Origin of the sequence: Asanoa hainanensis (assembly GCF_900188485.1) — a bacterium.
GTDB classification, from domain to species: Bacteria; Actinomycetota; Actinomycetes; order Mycobacteriales; family Micromonosporaceae; genus Asanoa; species Asanoa hainanensis.
Genome location: NZ_FZPH01000003.1, coordinates 321,665 through 337,207 on the forward strand (window position 1 = coordinate 321,665; position 15,543 = coordinate 337,207).

Consider the following 15,543-nt stretch of genomic DNA (forward strand, 5'->3'; position numbering starts at 1 on the left):
GGTCGGTCATCATGGCCTCACAAGCCTTCGGCCAGCGGGCCGAGGGCGAGGACGGGCAGGAAGGTCAGCGCGATCAGGATGATCACCACGCCGACCACCATGCCGATGAACAGCGGGCGGTAGGTGGGCAGCGTGCCGGCCGACGCGGGCACCGGGCGTTGCCGGGCCAGCGAGCCGGCCAGCGCGAGGACGAACACCATCGGCAGGAAACGGCCGATCACCATGCACAGCCCGGTCGCGGTGTCCCACCACTGGTCGTTGACGGTGATGCCGGCGAACGCCGAGCCGTTGTTGTTGGCGGCCGAGGTGAACGCGTACAGCACCTCGGAGAAGCCGTGCGGGCCGACGTTGAGCATCGTGTCCTTGTTCTTGGTCGCCATCGCGGTGGCCATGCCGACCAGCACGATCGCCGGGGTGATCAGGAAGTACAGCGAGGCGAACTTGATCTCGCGGGCGGAGATCTTCTTGCCGAGGTACTCGGGGGTGCGGCCGACCATCAGGCCCGCGACGAACACCGCGATGACGGCCAGCATCAGCAGGCCGTACAACCCGGAGCCGACGCCGCCGGGCGCGACCTCGCCGAGCATCATGTTGACCATCGGGACCATGCCACCCAGGGCCGTGTACGAGTCGAAGAACGAGTTGACCGCGCCGGTCGAGGTGAGCGTCGTGACGGCGCCGAACGTCGCCGAGTTCGAGATGCCGAAGCGCACCTCCTTGCCCTCGAAGGCCGCGTTCACCGAATTCGGCACCGTGCCGTTGTGCAGCAGCTCGAACGTGTTCACGAGGATCACGCTGGCCACCGCGAGGATCGCCATGACCGCGAGGATCGCGTGACCCTGGCGCTTGTCTCCGACCATCCGGCCGAACACCCGGGGCATGGCGAACGGGATGAGCAGGATCAGGAAGATCTCGATCCAGTTCGTCCACGGCGTGGGGTTCTCGAACGGGTGCGCGCTGTTGGCGTTGTAGAAGCCGCCACCGTTGGTGCCGAGCTCCTTGATCACCTCTTGGCTGGCCACCGGGCCACCAGGGATGTGCTGGGTCGCGCCGGCGAGCGTGGTGACGTCGGTGCCGCCGGAGAGGTTCTGCACCACCCCGCCGGCGATCAGCACGATCGCGCCGACGATCGACACCGGCAGCAGCACCCGCAGGACGATCCGGGTCAGGTCGACCCAGAAGTTGCCGAGCGCCTCGGTGCGGTTGCGGGCGAAGCCGCGCACGAGGGCCACCGAGACCGCGATGCCGACGGCCGCCGAGACGAAGTTCTGCACGGCGAGCCCGGACATCTGCACCAGGTGGCCGAGCGTCGACTCACCCGCGTACGACTGCCAGTTGGTGTTGGTCACGAAGCTCGCGGCGGTGTTCCACCCCTGGTGCGGCGACATGCCCGGGAAGCCGAGCGAGAGTGGCAGCTTGCTCTGCAGGCGGGTGAAGCCGTAGAGGAACAGCAGGGACAGCAGGGAGAAGGCGAACACACTGCGGGCGTAGGCCGGCCAGCTCTGCTCGCCGGCCGGGTTGACGCCGACCAGCCGGTACAGCAGCCGCTCCGCCGCCGAGTGCCGGGTGCCGGTGACCACCCGGAAGAGGTAGTCGCCGAAGTAGCGGTACGCGAGCGCGACGAACAGCACCAGCGAGAGCACGAAGAAGACGCCGGCGACGGTGGTCGACATCAGAAGCGCTCCGGGAAGATCAGCGCCACGACCAGGAAGACGAGCACCAGGAAGGCGATGACCAGTCCGGCCAGATTGACCGCGCTCACAACCGTTCCACCTGGCGCACGATGATGGCCAGGGCCACGAAGAGGGCAATGGTGATCAGGATGTACGCCACGTCATGCATCACTGCCCCCAAACCGGATGAAAACCTCTTCTCATATGAAACCGTCCGGAACTCGGGCGCGGGGAGCTTTGCCGCAATCGCATAGGGTCGGCAGCGGGAGTCGACCTTGGGGAGGGCGAATGACCACGGTGACATCGCACGAAGAGCTGCGGGCGCTGCTCGGCCAACCGGGCAAGCGCGTGCTCGAGAAGGACCGCAAGGAACTGCACCAGCGTGACCGCGACTGGCTCGCCGCGTCGCCGTTCGTGCTGGTGGCGACGGCCGGGGCCGACGGCACCTGCGACGTCTCACCGAAGGGCGACCCGGCCGGCTTCGCGCTGGTGCTCGACGACACGACGATCGCGATACCGGAGCGGCCGGGCAACAAGCGCGCCGACGGGTTCCACAACATCATCGACAACCCGCACGTCGGTCTGATCTTCATGATCCCGGGCCGCGACGACACGCTGCGGATCAACGGGCGGGCGACCATCCTGTCCGACGCGCCTTGGTTCGACGACATGGTGGTCAAGGGACACCGCCCGGCGTTCGCCCTCAAGGTCGAGATCGAGCAGATCTTCTACCACTGCGCGAAGGCGTTCCTGCGCTCCGCGCTGTGGAAGCCGGAGACCTGGCAGCCCGACGTGCTGCCCCGCCGCGCCGTCTTGATCAAAGAGGTCGAGCGGCCGGCCGAGACCCTGGAGGACCTCGACCGGCACTACGGCCCGGACTACGCGAAAAACATCTACTAACGCGTCGCCGCTCGGCTGCGCTCGCGGTGCTCGCGCATGAGCCGCTCGAAGCCGTCGGTGTCGACGGCGACTCCGGACTCCCGCGCGATCTCGACGGTGAGGTCGACCGGGAAGCCGTACGTGTCGTGCAGCTTGAACACCGTCTCCCCGCGCAGCGGGCCGCGCGCCAGCTCTGTGTCCAACAGGCGGTTGCCCGCCCGCAGGGTGCGCCGGAACGCCCGCTCCTCGCGCTCGACGACCTCGCGCGCGACGCCGCCGGGCACCTCGGTCACGCTGTCCGCGACCGCGCCGAGCACCGGCTCGTCGACGCCCAGCAGCACGAGCCGGCGGACCGCGCGACGGAGCAGCCGCCGCACGACGTACCCCCGCCCCTCGTTGCCGGGCCGCACGCCGGTCGCGATCAGCCGCACCGCGGTGCGCACGTGGTCCGCGACCAGCCGGTGCGCGCTCGGCTCGTCGTCGCGGCCGGTCGCCTCGCGCACCGCCCGCAGCGTCGGGAGCACCGCGTCGGTCTCGTGGACGTTGCCGACCCCCTGGAGGACCATCGCCAGCCGGTCGCGGCCCAGCCCGGTGTCGATGTGCCGCCCGGGCAGGTCGCCGAGGATCTCGTCGTCCGACCGGCCGCGTTCGTACTGCATGAACACCAGGTTCCACAGCTCGACGAAACGCTCGCTGTCGACCGCCGGCCCGCCGTCCCGGCCGATCGACGGCCCACGGTCGTAGAAGATCTCCGAGGTCGGCCCGCTCGGCCCGGGCACACCCATGCTCCAGAAGTTGTCGTCGGGCCCGAGCGGCTGGATGCGCTCCGCGGGCACGCCGAGACCGCGCCAGAGGTCGACGCTCTCCTCGTCGCCGCGCAACACGGTGAACCAGAGCCGGTCGCGCTCCAGGCCGTAGCCTTCGGTAAGCAGTCGCAGCGCGTACGCCATCGCCTCACGCTTGAAATAGTCGGCGAACGCGAAGTTGCCGAGCATCTCGAACGTGGTCGCGTGCCGGTCGGTCACGCCGATCTTGTCGATGTCGACGGTGCGCACGCACGGCTGCGCGGTGCTGAGCCGTGGGTGGGGTGGCCGGCTCGCGCCGACGAAACAGGGCTTGAACTGGACCATGCCCGCGTTGGTGAACAGCAGGTCGCGCTCGTCGGGCACGAGCGGGCCGGGCGGCAGCTCGAGATGGTCGAGGCCGCGGAAGTAGTCGAGGAACGTGGATCGGATCTGCTCGGATCGCATGGGCTTCGCCGTTTCGGTGACAGGCCGGCGCGCTCACGAGCCCAGGCATGGGCTCCTCACCGCGAAACGTCGCGAACGCGTGGGTCGGTCGAGCGGACACGTCGAGCCGGCGCCGAGGATCAGGCGAGGACGAAGACCTCGACGATCGGCTCGACGCGGCTAGCTCGCCGCACACCTACGCGCATGTGTCGATGATGCCAGCGTTTCAGATCCGATCCCAGGGAATATCGGCGAAGAGCGCGTCGAGGCCGGCCATCAGGGTCGGGTCGGGCAGGCAGGGAATGCCGTCGATCGATGCCACCGCGGCGTGGCCGATCGAGTTGGCCACGAAGGCGCCGCGGAAGCCGTCGACGTCGGCCAGCGTGATCCGCTGCCGGGTGGTCGGGCGGTGCTGCTCGATCAGTCGCATCGCGGTGCCGTGCAGCCACGGCGGGGTCGGCCAGACCACCGCGCCGTCGGCGGCGAAGAACCCGATGTTGGCCACCGAGGTCTCGGAGAGCTCCCCGTCGCCGGCCGTGAGCAACGCGTCGTCGTAGCCGTCGGCTCCGACGCGGCGGGCCCACTCCGCCTGTGCGAACCCGCCGAGGTGCTTGAGGTGGGCGAACGGCCGCAGGTAGGGCACCGACCGCAGGCGCAGTGGGCCGTCCGCCGGCGAGTTGGGCGGCGCGACCGACACGGCCACCTTGCCCGGCTCGCGGACGACGACCCGGACGGCGGCGTCGGCATCCCCCGCCAGCGCGTGTCGCAGCAGGGCACGGACGCGCTCCGGGTCGAGCGGCTCGCCGAACAGCTCCTGGTTGGCGGCGTCGAGCCGCTCGAGATGGTTGCCGAGCCCCTGCACACCGCCGTCGCGTACCTGCATCGCGGTGAAGTGGCCGTAGGTCGTGACGAGCTCCGCCGCGGCCGCCGGACGGCCGTTCACCTCGATACGCACCCGACCATCGTCGCGCGACGGCCCCCGGCTCGGGGTCCGGGGGCCGTCGGGGTCCGCGAGAGGTGCGGACTCAGTGGGAGGGCTGGCTAGAAGACCGAGACGCCGTAGGCGTTCAGGGCCTCGACGACCGGCTGGAAGTAGGTCGTGCCGCCGGTGGAGCAGTTGCCGCTGCCGCCGGAGGTCAGGCCCAGGGCGGAGGTGCTGCGGTAGAGCGGGCCGCCGCTGTCGCCCGGCTGGGCGCAGACGCTGGTGCGGATCATGCCGGTGACCGTGCCTTGCGGGTAGTTGACGGTCGAGTTGAGACCGAGCACCTGGCCGCTGCGCGTGCCGGTGGTGCTGCCACGGCGGTTCACCGTCTCACCCACGGAGGGGGTGCGGGCGCCGGTGATGTCCTGGCTGCCGACCGTGCCGGAGATCGTGACCGACGTGGTGGTGTAGCGGACGATGCCGTAGTCGTTGCCCGGGAAGCTCGTGCCCGCGCGGGTGCCGAGGGTCTGGCTGCCGTTCGTCCACGTCGAACCGGCGTTGGTGCAGTGGCCGGCCGTCAGGAAGTAGTACGTCGAGCCGGACCGCACGTTGAAGCCGAGCGAGCAGCGGGAGCCGCCGGTGTAGATGGCGTCGCCGCCGGAGATGGTCGGGCTCAGCTTGCCGGCCATGGTCTCGATCCGGGCCCCGCCCTTGCTGGCGATGACGGCGCTGCGCAGCGCGGCCAGCTTGGTGCCGGTGACGGTGCTGTCGACCTCGACGACGACCTGGTTGGTGATCGGGTCGACGGTGTACGTGGTGCCGACCACGCCCGTGTTCAGGCGCGCGCTGAGGCCGTTCAACTCGGCCGCACTGCGCGCGACGATGCGGGCCTGGCCGCCGGCGGCCTTGACCTTGGCCGCGGCCGCGGCGTTGGTGACCGTGACGATGGTCGCGCCCGACTGGTCGACGTAGGTGCCCGCGGAACTGTCGGAGCCGAGTGACTCGGCGAGGGTGGCGGCGGCGTCCATGGTCAGCGGGGTGGGCGCCGCTTGAGCCGGTGAAACACCGATGAGTGCTCCCGCCACCAGGGTTGTGGCTGTGGCGGACAGCATGACGCGTCGGGTGATGCTCACTGATCCTCCCGGGGGATGTGGACCGACCGGTCGGTCGATCCGGAGGCGTCGATCTGTCGATATGTTTCCATTCGAATAGACGGTCGTCAACGCTTAGCGGACGACCGTTCCTGACCATTAGGTCGGCGTCATATCACCGGGATAATGGAACTTCTCATTGGCGAGAATAAATGCGCTCCGGATCACGGATGCCAGGAGAAATTAGGCCGCCGGCGATCGAGGAAGGCGGCCGCACCCTCCGCCACGTCACCGGCGCGCAGCATCTCGGCCTGCCAGTGCGCGTCACGCTCGGCCGACGGGCGACCGGCCACCGCGAGGTCGATCGTCTCCTTGGCCGCCGCGATCGACAGTCGGGACCGCTGCGCGATCGTGTCGACGAGCCGGGAAACGTGCGCGTCCAGTTCGTCGGCCGGCACCACCTCGTCGACGAGACCGATCGCCGCGGCCCGGAAAGCGTCGACCTGGTCGGCCGTGAACAGCAGCCATTTCGCCCGGGCCGGGCCGACGAGGCCGAGCAGCCGGCGCGTGGTCGACCCCGGGTAGGCGATGCCGAGCCGGGCCGGCGGCACCGCGAACCGCGCGTCCTCCGCCGCGATCCGCAGGTCGCACGCGACCGCGAGCTGGCAGCCGCCACCGACGCAGTGGCCGCGTACCCGGGCGATGGTCGGCATGGGGAACGCCGCGAGCCGCTCCTCCGCGCGGGTCGGTGGGCTGTCCGCACCGACCAGGTCGCCGACGCCCGTGAGGTCCGCTCCGGCGCTGAACGTCTCGCCGGCGCCGGTGAGCACCAGCGCCCGCACCGCCGGCTCGGCGGCGGCCTGGTCCAGCAGGTCCGGGAGGCGGTGCCACATGGCGGGGGTCAACGCGTTGCGCCGGCGGGGGTTGCCGATCGTGATGGTCGCGGTGTGTCCGGTGACGGTGAGCTCGACCGTGCCTTCGTCTTTCACGGGCCGACGCTAACCAACGCGGGCATGATGGTGCGGGTGGACATCAACGACCTGCTGGCCGACGCCTTCGGCCGGCTGCCCGGCCTGGTCCGCGGCGCGGTCGCCGGGCTCGACGCCGAGCAGCTCCGCCGGCCGCCCGCCCCGGGCGCCAACACCGTCGGCTGGCTGGTCTGGCACCTCACCCGGATCCAGGACGACCACGTCGCCGACCTGATCGGCGACGACCAGATCTGGGTGACCGGGCCGTGGGCGCCGCGCTTCGAGCTGACCGCCGACCCCGCCGACACGGGGTACGCGCACGGCCCCGACGAGGTGCTCGGCGTGCGCCCGGCCAGCGGCAAGGTCCTGGTCGACTACTACACGGCCGTGCACGAGCGCACCGCCGCGCTGATCCGCGCGGTCACGGCCGAGGATCTGGACCGGATCGTCGACCGGTCCTGGAACCCGCCGGTGACCATGGGCGTGCGCCTGGTCAGCGTGCTCAACGACGACCTGCAGCACGTCGGCCAGGCCGCCTACGTCCGCGGGGTCATTCTCCGCTGAGGGTGTTTCCCGCCCGGTCCCGGATCTTCAGCTTCGTCGTCGGCAGCGCCGGGGCGGGCAGCCGCTCACCGGCGTAGCCGCGGACCACGCCGAAGCGGTCGCCGCTCGCCCACTCCTCCCGGGCCTGGCGGATCTCCGCGTCGCTGCGGGCGACGAAGTTCCACCACATCACCAGCGGCTCGACGAACGGCTCGCCGCCGAGCAGGAACAGCCTGGCCCCGTCGGTGCTGCGGATGTTCGTCGTGGTGCGCTCCTCGCCCAGGTAGAGCAGGCCGCCCGGGGTGAGCTCGGCGCCGTCGACCTCGGCGGCGCCGTCGAGCGCGAGCAGCCCGTACTCGAAGTCGCGGCGCAACGAGAGCTCGAGCCGCGCGCCCGCGTCGAACAGCAGCTCGGCCCCGAGCAACGGAGTGTGCACGCGGGCCGGCGAGCGCAGCGCGCCCAGCTCACCGACGACCACCGTGGTGGTCACCCCGGCCGTCGACGCCGACGGCAGGTCCGCGTGGTGCTCGAACCGGGCCGGCTGGTGGCGGGCGTCCTCCGGCAGCGCGACCCAGAGCTGGATGCCGTGCATGATCGGCGGGTGCTCGACCGGCGACTCCTCGGAGTGCGAGATGCCGTGGCCGGAGGTCATCAGGTTGAGCTGCCCGGGCCGGATCGTCTGGAGGCTGCCGAGGCTGTCGCGGTGCAGCACCTCGCCGGCCACCAGCCAGGTGACCGTCTGCAGGCCGGTGTGCGGGTGCGGCGGCACCTGCATGCCGGGGCGGCCGAGCACGTCGTCGGGCCCGAACTGGTCGACGAAGCACCACGCGCCGATCATGCGGCGGGGTCGTTGCGGCAACAGCCGCCGCACGGTCGTGTACCGCCCGAGGGGCACGTCGTGCCCCGGCAACAACACGCTGGCGGGCAGTCCGGCCAGCGTCACAGCGCCGTCAGTGCTCACCCGTCCGAGGTTAGCCCGCCCAGCGCGGATAGGGTCGCAGCGTGGCGTTCCGTGGCTGGCCGAGTGAGGCCCTCGAGTTCTACGAGGGGCTCGAGGCCGACAACTCGAAGACCTACTGGACGGCGCACAAGGACGTGTACGACGAGCAGGTCCGGGCGCCCATGCAGGAGCTGCTCGACGAGCTCGAACCCGAGTTCGGTCCCGGGCGGATCTTCCGGCCCTACCGCGACGTGCGGTTCAGCGCCGACAAGTCGCCGTACAAGACCGCCATCGCGGCGACGTTGGAGCGCGGCGGCTACCTCCACCTCTCCGCCACCGGCCTGGCCTCCGGCAGCGGGATGTACCACATGGAGCGCGACCAGCTCGCCCGTTACCGCGCCGCGGTGGACGACGACGCCACCGGTCCGCGGTTGGCCGACCTCGTCGCGGAGGCGGCGGCCGACGGTGTCCGGATACACGGGCACGACCAGCTCAAGCGCATCCCGCGCGGCTTCGCCACCGACCACCCGCGCGCCGACCTGTTGCGGCACAAGGGCGTCGTCGCGTGGAAGGAGTGGCCGGTCGCACCCTGGCTGGGCACCGCGGCGGCCAAGCGCCGGGTCGTGGACTTCCTGCGGGCCTCGGCCCCGCTCAACCAGTGGCTCACCACCTACGTAGGCCCCAGCCTCCCCGACCGATAGGAGCCCCTCCGTGTCCGACATCGAGCCGTACGAGTCGCTGTCCGAAGACTGGCAGCGGGCGCTGGCCGTGGTCGCCCACCCCGACGACCTCGAGTTCGGGTCGGCGGCGGCGGTGGCCCGCTGGACCGGGCAGGGCAAGGAGATCGTCTACTGCCTGGTCACCAGCGGCGAGGCGGGCATCGACGGACTCGCGCCGGACGAGACCAAGGTGCTGCGGGAGGCGGAGCAGCGGGCGTCAGCCGGCGTCGTCGGGGTGTCCGAGGTCGAGTTCCTCGGCCTGCCCGACGGCATCCTGGAGTACGGGGTGGCGCTGCGCCGGGAGATCGCCGCGGTGGTCCGCCGGCACCGCCCGGACATCGTGATCACCAACAACTTCCGGGACACCTGGGACGGCGCCGACGCGCTCAACCAGGCCGACCACATCGCAACCGGACGGGCGACGCTGGACGCGGTGCGCGACGCCGGCAACCGCTGGATCTTCCCCGAGCAGGGGCTCGAGCCGTGGAACAAGGTCCGGCAGGTCTGGGCGGCCGGCTCGCCCGCAGGCCGGCACGCGGTCGACATCACCGGCACGTTCGACCGGGGCCTGCAGTCGCTGGAGGCGCACGAGGCCTACCTGCGCGGGCTCGGCGAGGGCGCGTTCGACCCCGAGGAGTTCCTGGAGGGCATCGGCCGCGCCTCCGGCACCCGGCTGGGCACCCGCTACGCGGCGCCGTTCGAGGTCTTCACGATCAATCTCTTCTAGCGGGCGCCATCCAGATAGGCCAGGACGGCCAGCACCCGGCGGTTGTCGTCGTCGGAGGCGGTCAGGCCGAGCTTGCCGAAGATGTTCGCCGTGTGCTTGCCGACCGCGCTCTCGCTCAGGAACAGCCGCTGGCCGATCGCCGCGTTGGAGCGGCCCTCGGCCATCAGCTCGAGCACCTCGCGTTCGCGTGGGGTGAGCCGGCCGACGTTGTGGTCGCCGCGGGCGAACAGCTTCGCGATGACGTCGGGATCCATCGCGGTGCCGCCGGCGGCCACCCGGCGCACCGCGTCGACGAACTGGTCGGCGTTGAACACCCGGTCCTTGAGCAGGTAGCCCACCCCGCCGGTGCCGTCGGCGAGCAACTCGCGGGCGTACAGCCGCTCGACGTGCTGGGAGAGCACCAGCACCGGCAGGCCGGGCACCGCGCGGCGGGCGGCCAGCGCGGCCTGCAGGCCCTCGTCGGTCTGCGTCGGTGGCAGCCGCACGTCGACGACGGCGACGTCGGGCCGCTCGGCCAGCAGCGCCCGCAGCAGGTCGGGTCCATTGTCGACGGCGGCGACGATCTCGAACCCGTGCGCGGTCAGCAGCTGCTTGAGCCCTTCCCGGAGGAGGTAGAGGTCCTCGGCGAGGACAACGCGCACGGCACCTCCAGCGTCACGGTGGTCGGCCCGCCGACGGGGCTGACCAACCGGACAGTACCGTCGAACGCCGCCAGCCGGTGCCGCATGCCCCGCAGGCCGCTGCCGAGCGCCGGGTCGGCACCACCGCGACCGTCGTCGGCGATCCGCGTGGTCAGCAACCCGTCGGCGTACCCGAAGACGATCGAGACCTGCGTCGCCGCCGCGTGTTTGGCCGTGTTGACCAGCGCCTCGCTGACCACGAAGTAGACCGCCGCCTCGACCGGTTCGGCCGGCCGTCCCACGAGGTCGGTCGACACGGTCACCGGGACCGGGCTGTCCAGCGCCAGCGCCCGGACCGCCTCGACCAGGCCGCGTTCCGCGAGCACCGGCGGGCGGACGCCACGAACCAGGTCCCGCAGCTCGGCCAGCGCCCGGGCGGTGCTCTCCCGCGCGTCGGCGACCAACCGCCGGGCGGCCGCCGGGTCGGTGTCGATCAGCGCCTCGACCGCGCCCAACGCCAGCCCGACGGCGACCAACCGGCCCTGCGCGCCGTCGTGCAGGTCGCGCTCGATCCGGCGGAGCTCGGCCGCCTGCGCCGAGGTGGCGTCGTCCCGGCTCACGGTGAGCTGTTCGACCCGCGACGCCAGGCGGGCCTTGGCCGTCGGAGCGAGCAGCACCGCGGTCCACCGGCCGTGCAGGCGCAGCGCGGTCGGCGCGAAGAGCGCGCCCGCGACCACCATGGACAGGCCCGCGAGCAGAGCCAGGACCGGTCGGTCTGCCAGGAACGCCAGCCGCGGCGGGTCCTCGACGCGGGCGAGGCGCACCAGCGCCGGCACCGTGAGCTCGGCGAGGCCGTAGGCGACCGCGCCGACCGACGCGGCCACCAGTGCGCCACCGACGATCGGGTCCGTGGCTGTCCACAGTAGATCCCGCCAGGTCGCCGGGTCGTGCCAGACCCAGTCGATCCGCTGGAAGAACCGGGTCCAGCCCTTCGACTTGTAGAGCTGGTCGCCGACCTCGTACAGGCCGTCGGGGCGGCGCTGGGGCAGCGGTGGCTCCGGCCGGTACGGCGTCTGGATCGGCACGCCCGACCACTGCTCGGCGAGCCGGCGCCGGGTGGCGGTGAACTGACGGGTGACCGTCGCGAACTCCGGAAGCGCACCGACGATGCCCACGCAGAACAGTGCGAGGGCGAGCACGGAGATCCCGGCGAGCGCGACGCTGACCACGGTCAGTCCCCCCAGGGCCAACAGCTTGGCCAGCGTCACGAACCGCTCGCCCAGCCAGACCTTGACCGAGCGGAAGGTCGGCTGAGGCGGTCCCAGCAGCCGCCGGGTCCAGCTGTCGTGCGCCCGCACGGCCGCGGGCGCGACCAGCACGCCGAGCACGACCATGGCGAGCCCGACCGGGATCCACCACGGCCCGGCTCCGGTGGCCACCGCCAGCCCACCGACCACCAGCGCGGCCGGGCCGAACCCGAGCACGCCGCCGACGACCGGGTTGGTCAGCATCCAGCCCACGTCCCGCCAGGTGGCCGGGTCGCCCAGCACCCAGTTGAGGTAGCCGAGCTGCCGGGGCCAGAACGCCGAACGGTAGAGCACCCGGTCGTGCCGGAAGCGGCCGTCCGGCTCCGGCTCCGGCGGCGCCGGCCGGTCGCGGTAGGGCCGCGGTAGGTCGCCGCACGCCCGGCGCGCGGCATCGGTCACCCGCCGCATCATCGCCATCGGCCAGGGCAGCAGGAAGACGAGGCCCAGCCCGAGGCCGGGCACGAAGAGCACGAGGTGCGCGACGAGCAGCACCGCGGACACGATCGCGAGACAGCCACGCAGGAGGCCGCCGGCCAGGGCGTGCGGTCCGCGTCTCATGGCCACAGTCTCGCCGAACCGCGCCGCCGCCGGCAGTGGTGCCAACCGCCGCTCGCAGGGGTGTAGCTAGCCCCACCCCGGTCGGTGGCTGGACGCATTCCGGTCGCCCGTCCGGATTTCTAGCGTTTCTGGCATGACGACGCACGCACTCCGGCTGGCCGGACTGACCAAGCACTTTGGAGAGAAGGTCGCGGTCGACGCGATCGACCTGACGGTCCCGGCCGGCTCGTTCTTCGGTCTGGTGGGCCCCAACGGCGCCGGCAAGACCACGGCGCTGTCGATGGCGGTCGGGTTGCTGCGCCCCGACGCGGGCACGGCCCAGGTCTTCGGCACCGACGTCTGGCGGCAGCCGACCCAGGCCAAGCGACTGGTCGGAGTCCTGCCGGACGGCATGGCGATGACCGAGCGGCTGACCGGCCGGGAGATGCTCACGTACCTCGGCCGCCTGCACGGCCTGCCCGCCGACACCGTCGCGAACCGGGTCGACGAGCTGCTCACGGTGCTCGACCTGGCCCACGCGGAGCGGACGCTGATCCTGGGCTACTCGGCCGGCATGCGGAAGAAGATCGCCCTGGCCAGCGCGCTGCTCGGCGGCCCGCGCCTGCTGGTCCTCGACGAGCCGTTCGAGGCCGTCGACCCGGTGTCGGCCCTGACGATCCGGTCGATCCTGCGCCGGTTCGTCGCCGGCGGCGGCTCGGTGGTGCTCTCCAGCCACGTGATGCCGCTGGTCGAGCAGCTCTGCGACACGGTCGCGGTGATGCACGAGGGCCGCGTCGTCGCGGCCGGCCCGATCGACGAGGTGCGCGGCGGCCGCCCGCTGGACGAGGTGTTCGTCGAACTGGTCGGCGGCGCCGCTGACGAGAAGGAGCTGTCATGGTTGGCGTCCTGATCCGGATGAAGTGGCAAATCCTACGGAACTCGTTCACCGGCACGCGAAAAGCGACGACGATCACCGGAGTCGTCGCCGGGCTGGCGGCGACCGGTTGCACGCTCTGGCTCACCATCTCGGCCGGACCCGACCGGGCGGGCGGCGCACTGCTGCTGACGATGGCGTCCTGGCTGCTCGGCTGGATCGTCGGCCCGATGATGGGCGGCAGCGACCCGGGCCTGCGCCGCGAGCACCTGCGGCACGTGCCGCTGACCGACCGGCAGTTGGCGGTCGGCCTGCTCGGCGCCGCGCTGGTCGGGGTCGGCCCGGTGGTCACGCTGGTCGCCGGCACGTCGCTGGTCTGGTACGCCCTGCGCCTCGACCCGGCCGCCGTGCCGGTGGCGCTGCTGGTGCTGCCGCTGTTCGTACTCCTGCTGGTCGCACTCTCCAATGTGGTCGTAGCGTCGGTCGGCCGTTTGCTGAACAGCCGGCTGAGCGCGGCGTTGATGGCGGTGCCGTGGGGCGTGCTGGTCTGTCTCGGCGCGCAGGGCTGGGTGATCATCGCGGCCATCACCGGTGGACCGGAGACGGCGCTGCCGGCGTTCATCGCGGACAAGCTGCGGCTGGCACCCTCGGGCTGGCCCGTGGTCGCGGTCGAGGCGGCCGCCCGCGGCGACTGGGCACTGGTGGCGGCCGTCATCGGCGGTCTGGCCGGCGCGATCGCGCTCGCCCTCGGCGCCTGGGCGCTGCTCCTGCACCGCCCGGTCGAGCCGACGGTGATCCGGGGCGCGCGCTGGCGCGGCTGGCGCCCGGCCACCGCGGTGGCGGCCGTGCGGGGCAAGGAGCTCCGGACCTGGGGCCGCGACCTGATCCGGATCCACTTCCTGACCTTCGCGCTGGTGTACGTGCTGACCTACGTCCTGCTGCCCCTGCTCATCAACGTCACGGACTACCTGCCGATGGCCGGCGTCTTCTTCGTGACGTTCGCGGTCGGCAGCTGCGCCCACCTGCACAGCTCCGACGGCACCGCGCTGTGGCAGACCCTGCTCGCGCCGGGCGCGGAGCGCGCCGACATCCGCGGCCGGCAACGGGCTTTCCTGCTGCTGGTGGCGCCGCCGGCGCTGGCGATGACAGTGGCCGGAGCGATCTGGCACGGCAAGGGGGACATGCTTCCCTGGGCGGTCGGCCTGCTGCCCCTGGTGCTCGGCGCCGGCACCGGCCTGCTGGTCTTCGTCTCGGTGTTCCTGCCGGTACGGATCGCCGACCCGCACAAGCGCGGCAGCAACCCGGGCTCCGACGGGGCCGGCTTCTCGGGCATCGTCTGGTTCGTGCTCATCGCCCAGGCGCTGCTGGCCGCGCCGTCGCTGGCCCTGCTGATCACCGGCACGGTGCGGAACGACGACCTGCTCCGCTGGGCGGCGACGCCGGTGAGCCTGGTGCTCGGCGTCGCGCTGGCCTGGGGGCTGGGCCGGCTCGCGATCGCCCGGCTGACCAACCGCGGCCCGGAACTGCTGTCCAAGCTGGGCTAGACGAAGGAAGGGCACCTCGTTAACGCCTGAGGCGTTAACGAGGTGCCCTTCCTTACAGAGCGCTCAGCTGGCCGACGGCGACGGCGTTCCCGCAGGCGGGGTCAGCACCGCGTCGATGATGTAGACGGTCGCGTTCCTCGTCTGGATGTTGCCGCAGACGACGCTGGCGGTGTTGTTGACCGTGAAGTCCTCACCGCTGCCCGTGACGGTCAGGTTCTGGCCTTCCATGGTCTTGTGCGTGCCGGCGAGCTGGCTCGGGCTCAGGCGCTGTGGCACCACGTGGTACTCCAGCGTCTGGGTCAGCTGCGTCTTGTTGGCGAGCAGGGCGTTGAGCTGCGACTGCCCGACCTGGTTGAACGCGTCGTTGTTCGGTGCGAACACGGTGATGTTCTGCGCGTTGTTCAGCGTGTCGGTCAGCCCCGCGGTCTTGATCGCGTTGGCCAGCGTCGACAGCTGCGGGTTGCTGGCCACCGCGGTGGCGACCGGCTGCGATGCCATCGACGAGAGGCTGCCGGCGCCGGAGCTCGGCAGCGAGGAGCAGCCGGGTCCGAAGACCGCGCCGCCGCCACCCGCCGCGGTCGCTGTCCCGGACGGCTGCGGGCTGCCACCCCCGCCGGGAGACGTGGCCGACGAGCCACCGGTGGGCTGAAGGGCGGTGGACGGGCTGGTGTCCGAGCCGCACGCCGCCATGGCCAGGGCCAGAGCGGCCACCGTGACGGCGAGACCCGCTGTCCTGAAGACACGCATGATGCTGAGATCCCCTCATGTCGGTTTTGAGATGCTTTACACAGATTCGTACCAGCCTGCGTGTGCCAGTGATGCCTACTTGTCGTAATCGAGACATAGCCGTGCGTAAGGCCAACCACGGCGATCGAGCGCACAGCGCCATCGCCTCGACGCTCGGCGCGTGCGGCCGTACGGTGTGTGAATGCCCCCTTGGCGGCATTTGAGCGAAGTCTCAGACAGGACG

The 15,543-nt window shown here is 71.6% G+C and carries 16 protein-coding genes; 6 read left to right on the top strand and 10 right to left on the bottom strand.

Annotation, left to right across the window (positions count from 1 at the left end; all coding sequences use genetic code 11):
* Positions 1–17: 17 nt before the first annotated feature.
* Both kdpA and CHC05_RS09080 read right to left on the bottom strand, forming a co-directional pair.
* Positions 18–1,673, bottom strand: a complete 1,656-nt coding sequence (gene kdpA / locus CHC05_RS09075) for a potassium-transporting ATPase subunit KdpA (protein ID WP_089246733.1) — start codon at positions 1,671–1,673, stop codon at positions 18–20.
* Positions 1,673–1,762, bottom strand: coding sequence for a potassium-transporting ATPase subunit F (locus CHC05_RS09080; protein WP_089246735.1), 90 nt, complete (start codon positions 1,760–1,762; stop codon positions 1,673–1,675). The genes kdpA and CHC05_RS09080 overlap by 1 nt, the downstream gene beginning before the upstream one ends.
* Positions 1,763–1,961: 199 nt before the next feature.
* Between CHC05_RS09080 and CHC05_RS09085 the strand changes: the two genes are divergently transcribed.
* Positions 1,962–2,573, top strand: a complete 612-nt coding sequence (locus tag CHC05_RS09085) for a pyridoxamine 5'-phosphate oxidase family protein (RefSeq protein WP_089246737.1) — start codon at positions 1,962–1,964, stop codon at positions 2,571–2,573.
* Here the strand turns inward: CHC05_RS09085 and CHC05_RS09090 are convergent.
* From CHC05_RS09090 to CHC05_RS09105, 4 genes are all read right to left on the bottom strand, one after another.
* Positions 2,570–3,802, bottom strand: a complete 1,233-nt coding sequence (locus tag CHC05_RS09090; RefSeq protein WP_089246739.1) for an alanine--tRNA ligase-related protein — start codon at positions 3,800–3,802, stop codon at positions 2,570–2,572. The two genes, CHC05_RS09085 and CHC05_RS09090, sit on opposite strands and share 4 nt — an antisense overlap.
* A gap of 205 nt (positions 3,803–4,007) precedes the next feature.
* Positions 4,008–4,736, bottom strand: coding sequence for an aminotransferase class IV (locus tag CHC05_RS09095; RefSeq protein ID WP_089246741.1), 729 nt, complete (start codon positions 4,734–4,736; stop codon positions 4,008–4,010).
* 86 nt (positions 4,737–4,822) lie between these two features.
* On the bottom strand, positions 4,823–5,815 hold the full coding sequence (locus CHC05_RS09100) for a S1 family peptidase (RefSeq protein ID WP_089247475.1): 993 nt from the start codon (positions 5,813–5,815) through the stop codon (positions 4,823–4,825).
* 203 nt (positions 5,816–6,018) lie between these two features.
* A complete protein-coding gene (locus CHC05_RS09105; protein ID WP_089246743.1) occupies positions 6,019–6,783 on the bottom strand; it encodes an enoyl-CoA hydratase/isomerase family protein in 765 nt (254 codons plus the stop codon).
* 24 nt (positions 6,784–6,807) lie between these two features.
* On the opposite strand from CHC05_RS09105, the gene CHC05_RS09110 reads away from it, so the two are divergent.
* Entirely contained in the window at positions 6,808–7,326 is a 519-nt protein-coding gene (locus tag CHC05_RS09110; protein ID WP_342745620.1) for a mycothiol transferase, read from the top strand.
* On the opposite strand, the gene CHC05_RS09115 is transcribed toward CHC05_RS09110, so the two are convergent.
* Entirely contained in the window at positions 7,313–8,266 is a 954-nt protein-coding gene (locus tag CHC05_RS09115) for a pirin family protein (RefSeq protein ID WP_245870726.1), read from the bottom strand. The two genes, CHC05_RS09110 and CHC05_RS09115, sit on opposite strands and share 14 nt — an antisense overlap.
* A gap of 41 nt (positions 8,267–8,307) precedes the next feature.
* Between CHC05_RS09115 and CHC05_RS09120 the strand changes: the two genes are divergently transcribed.
* Positions 8,308–8,946, top strand: a complete 639-nt coding sequence (locus tag CHC05_RS09120) for a DUF2461 domain-containing protein (RefSeq protein ID WP_089246747.1) — start codon at positions 8,308–8,310, stop codon at positions 8,944–8,946.
* Positions 8,947–8,956: 10 nt separating this feature from the next.
* Positions 8,957–9,691, top strand: coding sequence for a PIG-L deacetylase family protein (locus CHC05_RS09125; protein WP_089246749.1), 735 nt, complete (start codon positions 8,957–8,959; stop codon positions 9,689–9,691).
* Here CHC05_RS09125 and CHC05_RS09130 read toward each other — a convergent pair.
* Together CHC05_RS09130 and CHC05_RS09135 are read right to left on the bottom strand one after the other, a co-directional pair.
* Positions 9,688–10,332 (bottom strand): LuxR C-terminal-related transcriptional regulator, encoded by a 645-nt coding sequence (locus CHC05_RS09130; protein ID WP_089246751.1) that lies wholly within the window; start codon positions 10,330–10,332, stop codon positions 9,688–9,690. The genes CHC05_RS09125 and CHC05_RS09130 overlap by 4 nt on opposite strands.
* Entirely contained in the window at positions 10,272–12,176 is a 1,905-nt protein-coding gene (locus CHC05_RS09135) for a sensor histidine kinase (protein ID WP_144022528.1), read from the bottom strand. The genes CHC05_RS09130 and CHC05_RS09135 overlap by 61 nt, the downstream gene beginning before the upstream one ends.
* Before the next feature lie 133 nt (positions 12,177–12,309).
* Here CHC05_RS09135 and CHC05_RS09140 point away from each other — a divergent pair, with 133 nt between their 5' ends.
* Both CHC05_RS09140 and CHC05_RS09145 read left to right on the top strand, forming a co-directional pair.
* A complete protein-coding gene (locus tag CHC05_RS09140; protein WP_089246755.1) occupies positions 12,310–13,065 on the top strand; it encodes an ABC transporter ATP-binding protein in 756 nt (251 codons plus the stop codon).
* On the top strand, positions 13,050–14,573 hold the full coding sequence (locus CHC05_RS09145) for a hypothetical protein (RefSeq protein ID WP_089246757.1): 1,524 nt from the start codon (positions 13,050–13,052) through the stop codon (positions 14,571–14,573). Before CHC05_RS09140 ends, CHC05_RS09145 begins: the two co-directional genes overlap by 16 nt.
* A 63-nt stretch (positions 14,574–14,636) precedes the next feature.
* On the opposite strand, the gene CHC05_RS09150 is transcribed toward CHC05_RS09145, so the two are convergent.
* Positions 14,637–15,320 carry a fasciclin domain-containing protein gene (locus CHC05_RS09150; RefSeq protein ID WP_089246759.1) on the bottom strand — a complete coding sequence of 228 codons (684 nt, stop codon included), beginning with the start codon at positions 15,318–15,320 and terminating at the stop codon, positions 14,637–14,639.
* Positions 15,321–15,543: the final 223 nt, after the last annotated feature.